Raw genomic sequence first — 13827 nt, forward strand, 5'->3', positions numbered from 1 at the left:
TGCCGTGACGTCCGGCGTTTGGCGCCTGACTAAGTAGTTGCATGCCCTTCGCCGGGCATGCGCGCTGCTACAGTGGGCTCATGAGCTTTCAGGTCTTCGGTATTCCCGTGTCCAGGGGCGTGGCCATAGGCCGGGCCGTGCTGGTGGCGTCCGGTCGCGTCGATGTGGCGCACTATTTCATCGAGGTCGGCGGCGTGGAGGCCGAGGTGGACCGCCTGCTGCATGCGCGGGACGTCGTTGCCCATGAACTGGAAACATTGCAGCGAGAGCTGCCAGAGGACGCGCCTCAGGAGCTGTGGGCCCTGCTCGATGTGCACCTGATGCTGCTGCGCGACGAGACGCTGACCGGCGCCACCAAGCACTGGATCATCGAGCGCCACTACAACGCCGAATGGGCGCTGTCGGCCCAGCTGGAAGTGCTGGCCCGCCAATTCGATGAGATGGAAGATGAATACCTGCGCGAGCGCAAGGCCGATCTGGAGCAGGTCGTGGAGCGGGTGCTGCGGGCGCTGAGCCGGGACCCGGCGGCGGCGACGTCCTCCCACGTGGCGGCTGATGTGACGGCCCGCGACTTCGGCGGCGAGGATCCGCTGCTGCTGGTCGCTGCCGACATTGCCCCGGCCGACATGATGCAGTTCAAGCGCAGCGTGTTCCACGGCTTCATCACCGACATCGGCGGCAAGACCTCGCACACCGCCATCGTCGCGCGCAGCATGGACATCCCGGCCGTGGTCGGCGCGCGTGAGGCCAGCCGGCTGATACGCCAGGACGACTGGGTCATCATCGATGGCGACGTCGGTGCGGTGATCGTCAACCCATCCCCTATCGTGCTGGAGGAGTACCGTTTCCGCCAGCGCCAGAGCGAGCTGGAGCGCGCCCGCCTGGCCCGGCTGCGCCACACGCCGGCCGTGACCTTGGACAGCGAGCGTGTTGAACTGCTGGCCAATATCGAGCTGCCGGCCGATGCGCCGGCGGCCCTGATGGCCGGCGCCACCGGCGTCGGGCTGTTCCGCAGCGAGTTCCTGTTCATGAACCGCGACGGCGAACTGCCCGGCGAGGACGAACAGTTCGAGGCCTATCGTGCCGCCGTCGAGGCGATGAAGGGCATGCCCGTGACGATACGCACGGTCGATGTGGGCGCCGACAAGCCGCTGGACCGGATGTCAACCAGCGAACTGCGCCACGAGCATGTGCTCAACCCGGCCCTGGGCCTGCGCGCCATCCGCTGGTGCCTGGCCGAGCCCAGCATGTTCCGCCAGCAGCTTCGCGCCATCTACCGCGCCAGCGCCTATGGCAAGGTGCGCCTGCTGGTGCCCATGGTCGCCCATCTCAGCGAGTTGCGCATGATTCACGAGGCGCTGACCCGCGTGCGCCAGCAGCTCACCGACTCGGGCCACGCCTTCTCCCATGTGGAGATCGGCGTGATGATCGAGGTGCCCGCCGCTGCGATGATGCTGCCCCTGATGCTCAAGCATGTGGACTTCATCTCGATAGGCACCAACGACCTGATTCAGTACACCCTGGCCATCGACCGCGCCGACGAAGCCGTCGCCCATCTCTATGACGCCTGGCATCCTGCGGTGCTGCAGCTGATTGCCCAGTCCATCTCCCAGGCCCATGCGGCCGGCAAGGGGGTCAGTGTCTGTGGCGAGATGGCCGGGGACGTGGCTTTCACCGACCTGTTGCTGGCCATGGGCCTGCGCAGCTTCTCGATGCACCCCTCGCAGATACCGGCGGTCAAGCAGCGCCTGCTGCGGGCCGACGCGTCCCGCCTGGCCAGCCAGCTGCCCGAGGTGCTCGCCAGCGAAGATCCGCAGCAGACGGCGCAGGCGCTGTTCTCCTCTGCCCGCAGCCCGACCGCCGCCTCTCTATATAAGCACTAGTTGCTGGGGCCGCTGGCCGCGAGGCCTTGCCCGAGCTGGCCCGGGCGCGTCTTCAACCCGCGCTGAACCAGTCGCTGTGAGATTTTTCCGCCGGCGTCTTGCTGCCCCCAAAAAACTCGTGCTATAGTCGTGGGCTTCGCTGCTGAGAAACACAAGTGACCCAGCGGCCGGATTCGAAGATGGTTTGAAAAAGCAATCAACGAAAACGGTAGCGAAGAAAAAGAAGAAAACAGTTGACGCAGGATTAAAAAAACTGCCATAATCATGGTCTTCGCTGATGACGAAAAACGAAGTCAGCAACGCAGCAAGTAGCGATAGCCGCAAGGCGAATGTGAAGCGCGATGTTCTTTAAAAATTAACAGCCGATAAGCGTGGGCGTTTGAAGATGGGTGCTTGGGATCCTGGGTAAAACTGGGGTTCCGAAGTCTCCTGGACTTTAAACGCTCATGGAAGTGAAGTTCACTTCAATTCTTTGAGCAAAAATTCAAGATCGAACTGTAGAGTTTGATCCTGGCTCAGATTGAACGCTGGCGGCATGCCTTACACATGCAAGTCGAACGGCAGCACGGGAGCAATCCTGGTGGCGAGTGGCGAACGGGTGAGTAATGTATCGGAACGTGCCCAGTTGTGGGGGATAACTACTTGAAAGAGTGGCTAATACCGCATACGACCTGAGGGTGAAAGCGGGGGATCGCAAGACCTCGCGCAATTGGAGCGGCCGATATCAGATTAGCTAGTTGGCGGGGTAAAAGCCCACCAAGGCGACGATCTGTAGCTGGTCTGAGAGGACGACCAGCCACACTGGGACTGAGACACGGCCCAGACTCCTACGGGAGGCAGCAGTGGGGAATTTTGGACAATGGACGCAAGTCTGATCCAGCCATGCCGCGTGCGGGAAGAAGGCCTTCGGGTTGTAAACCGCTTTTGTCAGGGAAGAAACGGCCTGGGATAATACCTTGGGCTAATGACGGTACCTGAAGAATAAGCACCGGCTAACTACGTGCCAGCAGCCGCGGTAATACGTAGGGTGCAAGCGTTAATCGGAATTACTGGGCGTAAAGCGTGCGCAGGCGGTTATGCAAGACAGATGTGAAATCCCCGGGCTCAACCTGGGAACTGCATTTGTGACTGCATAGCTAGAGTACGGTAGAGGGGGATGGAATTCCGCGTGTAGCAGTGAAATGCGTAGATATGCGGAGGAACACCGATGGCGAAGGCAATCCCCTGGACCTGTACTGACGCTCATGCACGAAAGCGTGGGGAGCAAACAGGATTAGATACCCTGGTAGTCCACGCCCTAAACGATGTCAACTGGTTGTTGGGAGGGTTTCTTCTCAGTAACGTAGCTAACGCGTGAAGTTGACCGCCTGGGGAGTACGGCCGCAAGGTTGAAACTCAAAGGAATTGACGGGGACCCGCACAAGCGGTGGATGATGTGGTTTAATTCGATGCAACGCGAAAAACCTTACCTACCCTTGACATGTCAGAGATCCCGAAGAGATTTGGGAGTGCTCGAAAGAGAATCTGAACACAGGTGCTGCATGGCCGTCGTCAGCTCGTGTCGTGAGATGTTGGGTTAAGTCCCGCAACGAGCGCAACCCTTGTCATTAGTTGCTACATTCAGTTGGGCACTCTAATGAGACTGCCGGTGACAAACCGGAGGAAGGTGGGGATGACGTCAGGTCATCATGGCCCTTATGGGTAGGGCTACACACGTCATACAATGGCCGGTACAGAGGGCTGCCAACCCGCGAGGGGGAGCTAATCCCAGAAAACCGGTCGTAGTCCGGATCGCAGTCTGCAACTCGACTGCGTGAAGTCGGAATCGCTAGTAATCGCGGATCAGCTTGCCGCGGTGAATACGTTCCCGGGTCTTGTACACACCGCCCGTCACACCATGGGAGCGGGTTCTGCCAGAAGTAGTTAGCCTAACCGCAAGGAGGGCGATTACCACGGCAGGGTTCGTGACTGGGGTGAAGTCGTAACAAGGTAGCCGTATCGGAAGGTGCGGCTGGATCACCTCCTTTCTGGAAAATGACAAAGCAGTTGATTGTTGAAGCTTGCTTCAATAGTTGATGAGCTGAGTCCATATGGCACTCAAATTTGGGCGCCCACACTTATCGGCTGTAATTCACAACAGTGAGTGATTGATCGTAGAAATACGGCGTGAGCCTGCCGGGCGAGCCTGGAGAAGGCTGCGTTGAGACAAGCAGGCCTCATGCAAACAAACGCGTGGGTCTGTAGCTCAGTCGGTTAGAGCACCGTCTTGATAAGGCGGGGGTCGTTGGTTCGAATCCAACCAGACCCACCACGGATCGAGCTTTATGCTTGAATCAAGTCCCGGGGGATTAGCTCAGCTGGGAGAGCACCTGCTTTGCAAGCAGGGGGTCGTCGGTTCGATCCCGTCATCCTCCACCAATCACTTCATTGAGATGACAAACCAAAGTTTGCCGCGAATCACGAGATTGCGCGGGAATTCTGGTTTGTCAGTTCAAAACTGGCTGTTGTTCTTTAACAATTTGTAGAGTCGAATCAGCGTTGTCGACGGAAAGCTTAACTTCTTCGTAAAGGGGGTTGAGCACCGTGCCGTCGGCAACATATTTGATTGCGTCAACATAGACTTCAACTAAGCGAAGCAGCGAAAGCTGAAAAGTTTAGATATGAAGTTCGGCATAACGCGTGAATTACTCAAACGTTCCTTGACCGATGTCTCAGTAGTCTGCATGTCAGTGCGGCGAGACGTCAAAGTTATAGGGTCAAGTGAATAAGTGCATATGGTGGATGCCTTGGCGATTACAGGCGACGAAGGACGTGATAGCCTGCGATAAGCTTCGGGGAGCTGGCAAATTAGCTTTGATCCGGAGATTTCCGAATGGGGAAACCCACCCTTAGGGGTATCGCATACTGAATACATAGGTATGCGAGGCGAACCGGGTGAACTGAAACATCTCAGTAGCTCGAGGAAAAGACATCAACCGAGATTCCGAAAGTAGTGGCGAGCGAAATCGGAACAGCCTGCACGTTTTAGCAGTCAGCATATCAGAACGGAATGGAAAGTCCGGCCATAGCGGGTGATAGCCCCGTATGAAAAATGCAGATTGTGGAACTAGGCGTGCGACAAGTAGGGCGGGACACGTGTAATCCTGTCTGAATATGGGGGGACCATCCTCCAAGGCTAAATACTCGTAATCGACCGATAGTGAACTAGTACCGTGAGGGAAAGGCGAAAAGAACCCCGGGAGGGGAGTGAAATAGATCCTGAAACCGTATGCATACAAAAAGTCGGAGCCTGGAAACGGGTGACGGCGTACCTTTTGTATAATGGGTCAGCGACTTACATTCAGTGGCAAGGTTAACCGAATAGGGAAGCCGTAGAGAAATCGAGTCCGAATAGGGCGTCCAGTCGCTGGGTGTAGACCCGAAACCAAGTGATCTATCCATGGCCAGGATGAAGGTACCGTAACAGGTGCTGGAGGTCCGAACCGACTAGTGTTGCAAAACTAGCGGATGAGCTGTGGATAGGGGTGAAAGGCTAAACAAACTTGGAAATAGCTGGTTCTCTCCGAAAACTATTTAGGTAGTGCCTCAAGTATTACCATCGGGGGTAGAGCACTGTTTAGGCTAGGGGGTCATGGCGACTTACCAAACCTATGCAAACTCCGAATACCGATGAGTACAGCTTGGGAGACAGAGCACCGGGTGCTAACGTCCGGACTCAAGAGGGAAACAACCCAGACCGCCAGCTAAGGTCCCTAAAATTGGCTAAGTGGGAAACGAAGTGGGAAGGCTAAAACAGTCAGGATGTTGGCTTAGAAGCAGCCATCATTTAAAGAAAGCGTAATAGCTCACTGATCGAGTCGTCCTGCGCGGAAGATGTAACGGGGCTAAGCCAGTTACCGAAGCTGCGGATGTGCAATTTATTGCACGTGGTAGGAGAGCGTTCTGTACGCCTGTGAAGGTGGCTTGTGAAGGCTGCTGGAGGTATCAGAAGTGCGAATGCTGACATGAGTAGCGTTAAAGGGGGTGAAAAGCCCCCTCGCCGAAAGCGCAAGGTTTCCTACGCAACGTTCATCGGCGTAGGGTGAGTCGGCCCCTAAGGCGAGGCAGAGATGCGTAGCTGATGGGAAACAGGTCAATATTCCTGTACCGATCTATAGTGCGATGTGGGGACGGAGAAGGTTAGCTCAGCCGGGTGTTGGATGTCCCGGTTCAAGCGTGTAGTCGTATCCCTTAGGCAAATCCGGGGGAATTAGATGAGGCGTGATAACGAGTCTGCTTGCAGACGAAGTGAGTGATACCCTGCTTCCAGGAAAAGCCACTAAGCTTCAGCTATAGATTGACCGTACCGCAAACCGACACTGGTGCGCGAGATGAGTATTCTAAGGCGCTTGAGAGAACTCTGGAGAAGGAACTCGGCAAATTGACACCGTAACTTCGGAAGAAGGTGTGCCTCTAGTATGTGATCCATTTACTTGGTGAGCAGAATGGGGCCGCAGAGAATCGGTGGCTGCAACTGTTTATTAAAAACACAGCACTCTGCAAAGACGAAAGTCGACGTATAGGGTGTGACTCCTGCCCGGTGCTGGAAGATTAAATGATGGGGTGCAAGCTCTTGATTGAAGTCCCAGTAAACGGCGGCCGTAACTATAACGGTCCTAAGGTAGCGAAATTCCTTGTCGGGTAAGTTCCGACCTGCACGAATGGAGTAATGATGGCCACACTGTCTCCTCCAGAGACTCAGCGAAGTTGAAATGTTTGTGATGATGCAATCTCCCCGCGGAAAGACGGAAAGACCCCATGAACCTTTACTGTAGCTTTACATTGGACTTTGAACAGATCTGTGTAGGATAGGTGGGAGGCTTTGAAGCGGTGCCGCTAGGTGTCGTGGAGCCAACGTTGAAATACCACCCTGGTGTGTTTGAGGTTCTAACCTTGTCCCGTTATCCGGGATGGGGACAGTGTATGGTGGGCAGTTTGACTGGGGCGGTCTCCTCCCAAAGTGTAACGGAGGAGTTCGAAGGTACGCTAAATACGGTCGGAAATCGTGTTGATAGTGCATTGGCATAAGCGTGCTTGACTGCGAGACTGACAAGTCGAGCAGGTACGAAAGTAGGACAAAGTGATCCGGTGGTTCTGTATGGAAGGGCCATCGCTCAACGGATAAAAGGTACTCTGGGGATAACAGGCTGATACCGCCCAAGAGTTCATATCGACGGCGGTGTTTGGCACCTCGATGTCGGCTCATCTCATCCTGGGGCTGTAGCCGGTCCCAAGGGTATGGCTGTTCGCCATTTAAAGAGGTACGTGAGCTGGGTTTAAAACGTCGTGAGACAGTTTGGTCCCTATCTTCCGTGGGCGCTGCAAGATTGAGAGAGCCTGCTCCTAGTACGAGAGGACCGGAGTGGACGCACCTCTGGTGTATCGGTTGTCACGCCAGTGGCATCGCCGAGTAGCTAAGTGCGGAAGAGATAACCGCTGAAAGCATCTAAGCGGGAAACTCGTCTCAAGATGAGTCTTGCCGGGGCCTTGAGCCCCCTGAAGAGTCGTTCTAGACCAGGACGTTGATAGGCTGGGTGTGGAAGCGCAGTAATGCGTTAAGCTAACCAGTACTAATTGCTCGTGAGGCTTGACCCTATAACTTTGAAGTCACGCTGGACATGAAAATGGCCAACGAACATCAAAGAGAAACGGTTGAGTGATTCAAAATAGTTATGCCCGAATGTGGGCGCAATCGAATAAGCTGATTCCGAGGGTATGTCATAGCAATCTGAGGGTATCTACCCAATAGGATGGTTATGAGATACAATCGCCAAAGACTCTACAAATTGGGTTTGTTGATCCGCCAAGCGGATCAGCAAGCCAACCAGTTAAGCCTGATGACCATAGCGAGTTGGTCCCACTCCTTCCCATCCCGAACAGGACAGTGAAATGACTCAGCGCCGATGATAGTGCGGGTTCCCGTGTGAAAGTAGGTCATCGTCAGGCTATTAATCGAGAAAACGCCCAGCTCTAGGCTGGGCGTTTTGCTCTCTGCAAGCTTCCAGATGTGAGTGCAGCTGATGCGCCTTCGGCGTAACGGGCTGTGTTGACATCTGCGAGCTGGGTGCAAAGCAAGGAAGTCAAGCTTCTGCGTGATGTGCAAAGTTCTCGAGACGAGTGCTTGACAGTGTTTCAAAAGCGCTTCATAATCTCGCCTCTTTGCTGCTTTCGACGAAAAGCGAAGGCAGTAGCAAGCAAGAAGGCAAAAGTCTGATTGCTGCAAAACACCGCAAGGTGCGCTCTGATGAGCGATGTTCTTTAAAAATTAACAGCCGATAAGCGTGGGCGTTTGAAGATGGGTGCTTGGGATCCTGGGTAAAACTGGGGTTCCGAAGTCTCCTGGACTTTAAACGCTCATGGAAGTGAAGTTCACTTCAATTCTTTGAGCAAAAATTCAAGATCGAACTGTAGAGTTTGATCCTGGCTCAGATTGAACGCTGGCGGCATGCCTTACACATGCAAGTCGAACGGCAGCACGGGAGCAATCCTGGTGGCGAGTGGCGAACGGGTGAGTAATGTATCGGAACGTGCCCAGTTGTGGGGGATAACTACTTGAAAGAGTGGCTAATACCGCATACGACCTGAGGGTGAAAGCGGGGGATCGCAAGACCTCGCGCAATTGGAGCGGCCGATATCAGATTAGCTAGTTGGCGGGGTAAAAGCCCACCAAGGCGACGATCTGTAGCTGGTCTGAGAGGACGACCAGCCACACTGGGACTGAGACACGGCCCAGACTCCTACGGGAGGCAGCAGTGGGGAATTTTGGACAATGGACGCAAGTCTGATCCAGCCATGCCGCGTGCGGGAAGAAGGCCTTCGGGTTGTAAACCGCTTTTGTCAGGGAAGAAACGGCCTGGGATAATACCTTGGGCTAATGACGGTACCTGAAGAATAAGCACCGGCTAACTACGTGCCAGCAGCCGCGGTAATACGTAGGGTGCAAGCGTTAATCGGAATTACTGGGCGTAAAGCGTGCGCAGGCGGTTATGCAAGACAGATGTGAAATCCCCGGGCTCAACCTGGGAACTGCATTTGTGACTGCATAGCTAGAGTACGGTAGAGGGGGATGGAATTCCGCGTGTAGCAGTGAAATGCGTAGATATGCGGAGGAACACCGATGGCGAAGGCAATCCCCTGGACCTGTACTGACGCTCATGCACGAAAGCGTGGGGAGCAAACAGGATTAGATACCCTGGTAGTCCACGCCCTAAACGATGTCAACTGGTTGTTGGGAGGGTTTCTTCTCAGTAACGTAGCTAACGCGTGAAGTTGACCGCCTGGGGAGTACGGCCGCAAGGTTGAAACTCAAAGGAATTGACGGGGACCCGCACAAGCGGTGGATGATGTGGTTTAATTCGATGCAACGCGAAAAACCTTACCTACCCTTGACATGTCAGAGATCCCGAAGAGATTTGGGAGTGCTCGAAAGAGAATCTGAACACAGGTGCTGCATGGCCGTCGTCAGCTCGTGTCGTGAGATGTTGGGTTAAGTCCCGCAACGAGCGCAACCCTTGTCATTAGTTGCTACATTCAGTTGGGCACTCTAATGAGACTGCCGGTGACAAACCGGAGGAAGGTGGGGATGACGTCAGGTCATCATGGCCCTTATGGGTAGGGCTACACACGTCATACAATGGCCGGTACAGAGGGCTGCCAACCCGCGAGGGGGAGCTAATCCCAGAAAACCGGTCGTAGTCCGGATCGCAGTCTGCAACTCGACTGCGTGAAGTCGGAATCGCTAGTAATCGCGGATCAGCTTGCCGCGGTGAATACGTTCCCGGGTCTTGTACACACCGCCCGTCACACCATGGGAGCGGGTTCTGCCAGAAGTAGTTAGCCTAACCGCAAGGAGGGCGATTACCACGGCAGGGTTCGTGACTGGGGTGAAGTCGTAACAAGGTAGCCGTATCGGAAGGTGCGGCTGGATCACCTCCTTTCTGGAAAATGACAAAGCAGTTGATTGTTGAAGCTTGCTTCAATAGTTGATGAGCTGAGTCCATATGGCACTCAAATTTGGGCGCCCACACTTATCGGCTGTAATTCACAACAGTGAGTGATTGATCGTAGAAATACGGCGTGAGCCTGCCGGGCGAGCCTGGAGAAGGCTGCGTTGAGACAAGCAGGCCTCATGCAAACAAACGCGTGGGTCTGTAGCTCAGTCGGTTAGAGCACCGTCTTGATAAGGCGGGGGTCGTTGGTTCGAATCCAACCAGACCCACCACGGATCGAGCTTTATGCTTGAATCAAGTCCCGGGGGATTAGCTCAGCTGGGAGAGCACCTGCTTTGCAAGCAGGGGGTCGTCGGTTCGATCCCGTCATCCTCCACCAATCACTTCATTGAGATGACAAACCAAAGTTTGCCGCGAATCACGAGATTGCGCGGGAATTCTGGTTTGTCAGTTCAAAACTGGCTGTTGTTCTTTAACAATTTGTAGAGTCGAATCAGCGTTGTCGACGGAAAGCTTAACTTCTTCGTAAAGGGGGTTGAGCACCGTGCCGTCGGCAACATATTTGATTGCGTCAACATAGACTTCAACTAAGCGAAGCAGCGAAAGCTGAAAAGTTTAGATATGAAGTTCGGCATAACGCGTGAATTACTCAAACGTTCCTTGACCGATGTCTCAGTAGTCTGCATGTCAGTGCGGCGAGACGTCAAAGTTATAGGGTCAAGTGAATAAGTGCATATGGTGGATGCCTTGGCGATTACAGGCGACGAAGGACGTGATAGCCTGCGATAAGCTTCGGGGAGCTGGCAAATTAGCTTTGATCCGGAGATTTCCGAATGGGGAAACCCACCCTTAGGGGTATCGCATACTGAATACATAGGTATGCGAGGCGAACCGGGTGAACTGAAACATCTCAGTAGCTCGAGGAAAAGACATCAACCGAGATTCCGAAAGTAGTGGCGAGCGAAATCGGAACAGCCTGCACGTTTTAGCAGTCAGCATATCAGAACGGAATGGAAAGTCCGGCCATAGCGGGTGATAGCCCCGTATGAAAAATGCAGATTGTGGAACTAGGCGTGCGACAAGTAGGGCGGGACACGTGTAATCCTGTCTGAATATGGGGGGACCATCCTCCAAGGCTAAATACTCGTAATCGACCGATAGTGAACTAGTACCGTGAGGGAAAGGCGAAAAGAACCCCGGGAGGGGAGTGAAATAGATCCTGAAACCGTATGCATACAAAAAGTCGGAGCCTGGAAACGGGTGACGGCGTACCTTTTGTATAATGGGTCAGCGACTTACATTCAGTGGCAAGGTTAACCGAATAGGGAAGCCGTAGAGAAATCGAGTCCGAATAGGGCGTCCAGTCGCTGGGTGTAGACCCGAAACCAAGTGATCTATCCATGGCCAGGATGAAGGTACCGTAACAGGTGCTGGAGGTCCGAACCGACTAGTGTTGCAAAACTAGCGGATGAGCTGTGGATAGGGGTGAAAGGCTAAACAAACTTGGAAATAGCTGGTTCTCTCCGAAAACTATTTAGGTAGTGCCTCAAGTATTACCATCGGGGGTAGAGCACTGTTTAGGCTAGGGGGTCATGGCGACTTACCAAACCTATGCAAACTCCGAATACCGATGAGTACAGCTTGGGAGACAGAGCACCGGGTGCTAACGTCCGGACTCAAGAGGGAAACAACCCAGACCGCCAGCTAAGGTCCCTAAAATTGGCTAAGTGGGAAACGAAGTGGGAAGGCTAAAACAGTCAGGATGTTGGCTTAGAAGCAGCCATCATTTAAAGAAAGCGTAATAGCTCACTGATCGAGTCGTCCTGCGCGGAAGATGTAACGGGGCTAAGCCAGTTACCGAAGCTGCGGATGTGCAATTTATTGCACGTGGTAGGAGAGCGTTCTGTACGCCTGTGAAGGTGGCTTGTGAAGGCTGCTGGAGGTATCAGAAGTGCGAATGCTGACATGAGTAGCGTTAAAGGGGGTGAAAAGCCCCCTCGCCGAAAGCGCAAGGTTTCCTACGCAACGTTCATCGGCGTAGGGTGAGTCGGCCCCTAAGGCGAGGCAGAGATGCGTAGCTGATGGGAAACAGGTCAATATTCCTGTACCGATCTATAGTGCGATGTGGGGACGGAGAAGGTTAGCTCAGCCGGGTGTTGGATGTCCCGGTTCAAGCGTGTAGTCGTATCCCTTAGGCAAATCCGGGGGAATTAGATGAGGCGTGATAACGAGTCTGCTTGCAGACGAAGTGAGTGATACCCTGCTTCCAGGAAAAGCCACTAAGCTTCAGCTATAGATTGACCGTACCGCAAACCGACACTGGTGCGCGAGATGAGTATTCTAAGGCGCTTGAGAGAACTCTGGAGAAGGAACTCGGCAAATTGACACCGTAACTTCGGAAGAAGGTGTGCCTCTAGTATGTGATCCATTTACTTGGTGAGCAGAATGGGGCCGCAGAGAATCGGTGGCTGCAACTGTTTATTAAAAACACAGCACTCTGCAAAGACGAAAGTCGACGTATAGGGTGTGACTCCTGCCCGGTGCTGGAAGATTAAATGATGGGGTGCAAGCTCTTGATTGAAGTCCCAGTAAACGGCGGCCGTAACTATAACGGTCCTAAGGTAGCGAAATTCCTTGTCGGGTAAGTTCCGACCTGCACGAATGGAGTAATGATGGCCACACTGTCTCCTCCAGAGACTCAGCGAAGTTGAAATGTTTGTGATGATGCAATCTCCCCGCGGAAAGACGGAAAGACCCCATGAACCTTTACTGTAGCTTTACATTGGACTTTGAACAGATCTGTGTAGGATAGGTGGGAGGCTTTGAAGCGGTGCCGCTAGGTGTCGTGGAGCCAACGTTGAAATACCACCCTGGTGTGTTTGAGGTTCTAACCTTGTCCCGTTATCCGGGATGGGGACAGTGTATGGTGGGCAGTTTGACTGGGGCGGTCTCCTCCCAAAGTGTAACGGAGGAGTTCGAAGGTACGCTAAATACGGTCGGAAATCGTGTTGATAGTGCATTGGCATAAGCGTGCTTGACTGCGAGACTGACAAGTCGAGCAGGTACGAAAGTAGGACAAAGTGATCCGGTGGTTCTGTATGGAAGGGCCATCGCTCAACGGATAAAAGGTACTCTGGGGATAACAGGCTGATACCGCCCAAGAGTTCATATCGACGGCGGTGTTTGGCACCTCGATGTCGGCTCATCTCATCCTGGGGCTGTAGCCGGTCCCAAGGGTATGGCTGTTCGCCATTTAAAGAGGTACGTGAGCTGGGTTTAAAACGTCGTGAGACAGTTTGGTCCCTATCTTCCGTGGGCGCTGCAAGATTGAGAGAGCCTGCTCCTAGTACGAGAGGACCGGAGTGGACGCACCTCTGGTGTATCGGTTGTCACGCCAGTGGCATCGCCGAGTAGCTAAGTGCGGAAGAGATAACCGCTGAAAGCATCTAAGCGGGAAACTCGTCTCAAGATGAGTCTTGCCGGGGCCTTGAGCCCCCTGAAGAGTCGTTCTAGACCAGGACGTTGATAGGCTGGGTGTGGAAGCGCAGTAATGCGTTAAGCTAACCAGTACTAATTGCTCGTGAGGCTTGACCCTATAACTTTGAAGTCACGCTGGACATGAAAATGGCCAACGAACATCAAAGAGAAACGGTTGAGTGATTCAAAATAGTTATGCCCGAATGTGGGCGCAATCGAATAAGCTGATTCCGAGGGTATGTCATAGCAATCTGAGGGTATCTACCCAATAGGATGGTTATGAGATACAATCGCCAAAGACTCTACAAATTGGGTTTGTTGATCCGCCAAGCGGATCAGCAAGCCAACCAGTTAAGCCTGATGACCATAGCGAGTTGGTCCCACTCCTTCCCATCCCGAACAGGACAGTGAAATGACTCAGCGCCGATGATAGTGCGGGTTCCCGTGTGAAAGTAGGTCATCGTCAGGCTATTAATCGA

Annotated in this window: 1 protein-coding gene, 4 tRNA genes and 6 rRNA genes; all 11 read left to right on the top strand. The window is 53.8% G+C overall.

Annotated elements, in window-relative coordinates:
• Nucleotides 1–80 precede the first annotated feature (80 nt).
• The 11 genes from ptsP to rrf (DES47_RS10790) all read left to right on the top strand — a co-directional run bounded on the left by ptsP (nt 81) and on the right by rrf (DES47_RS10790) (nt 13817).
• A complete protein-coding gene (gene ptsP, locus DES47_RS10740) occupies nt 81–1883 on the top strand; it encodes a phosphoenolpyruvate--protein phosphotransferase (protein WP_133700646.1) in 1803 nt (600 codons plus the stop codon).
• A 492-nt stretch (nt 1884–2375) separates the two neighbouring features.
• Nucleotides 2376–3910, top strand: a 16S ribosomal RNA gene (locus DES47_RS10745).
• 207 nt (nt 3911–4117) lie between these two features.
• Nucleotides 4118–4194, top strand: a tRNA-Ile gene (locus DES47_RS10750).
• 31 nt (nt 4195–4225) lie between these two features.
• Nucleotides 4226–4301: transfer RNA gene (locus DES47_RS10755), tRNA-Ala, on the top strand.
• Nucleotides 4302–4637: 336 nt separating this feature from the next.
• Nucleotides 4638–7517 (top strand): 23S ribosomal RNA (locus DES47_RS10760).
• Between the two features lie 238 nt (nt 7518–7755).
• Nucleotides 7756–7868: ribosomal RNA gene (rrf, locus tag DES47_RS10765) — 5S ribosomal RNA — on the top strand.
• Between the two features lie 456 nt (nt 7869–8324).
• A 16S ribosomal RNA gene (locus DES47_RS10770) occupies nt 8325–9859 on the top strand.
• 207 nt (nt 9860–10066) lie between these two features.
• Nucleotides 10067–10143: transfer RNA gene (locus DES47_RS10775), tRNA-Ile, on the top strand.
• A 31-nt stretch (nt 10144–10174) separates the two neighbouring features.
• Nucleotides 10175–10250: transfer RNA gene (locus DES47_RS10780), tRNA-Ala, on the top strand.
• 336 nt (nt 10251–10586) lie between these two features.
• Nucleotides 10587–13466: ribosomal RNA gene (locus DES47_RS10785) — 23S ribosomal RNA — on the top strand.
• Between the two features lie 238 nt (nt 13467–13704).
• A 5S ribosomal RNA gene (rrf, locus tag DES47_RS10790) occupies nt 13705–13817 on the top strand.
• The 16S, 23S and 5S rRNA genes sit together here with 4 tRNA genes alongside, the layout of an rRNA operon.
• The last annotated feature ends 10 nt before the right edge of the window (nt 13818–13827 follow it).

The sequence above is a fragment of the Roseateles toxinivorans genome, from assembly GCF_004362525.1.
GTDB lineage: Bacteria > Pseudomonadota > Gammaproteobacteria > Burkholderiales > Burkholderiaceae_C > Paucibacter > Paucibacter toxinivorans.

Bases quoted from the DNA above. Each gene is read 5' to 3' on its own strand.
- ptsP (WP_133700646.1), top strand. From the start codon at position 81: ATGAGCTTTCAGGTCTTCGGTATTCCCGTGTCCAGGGGCGTGGCCATA.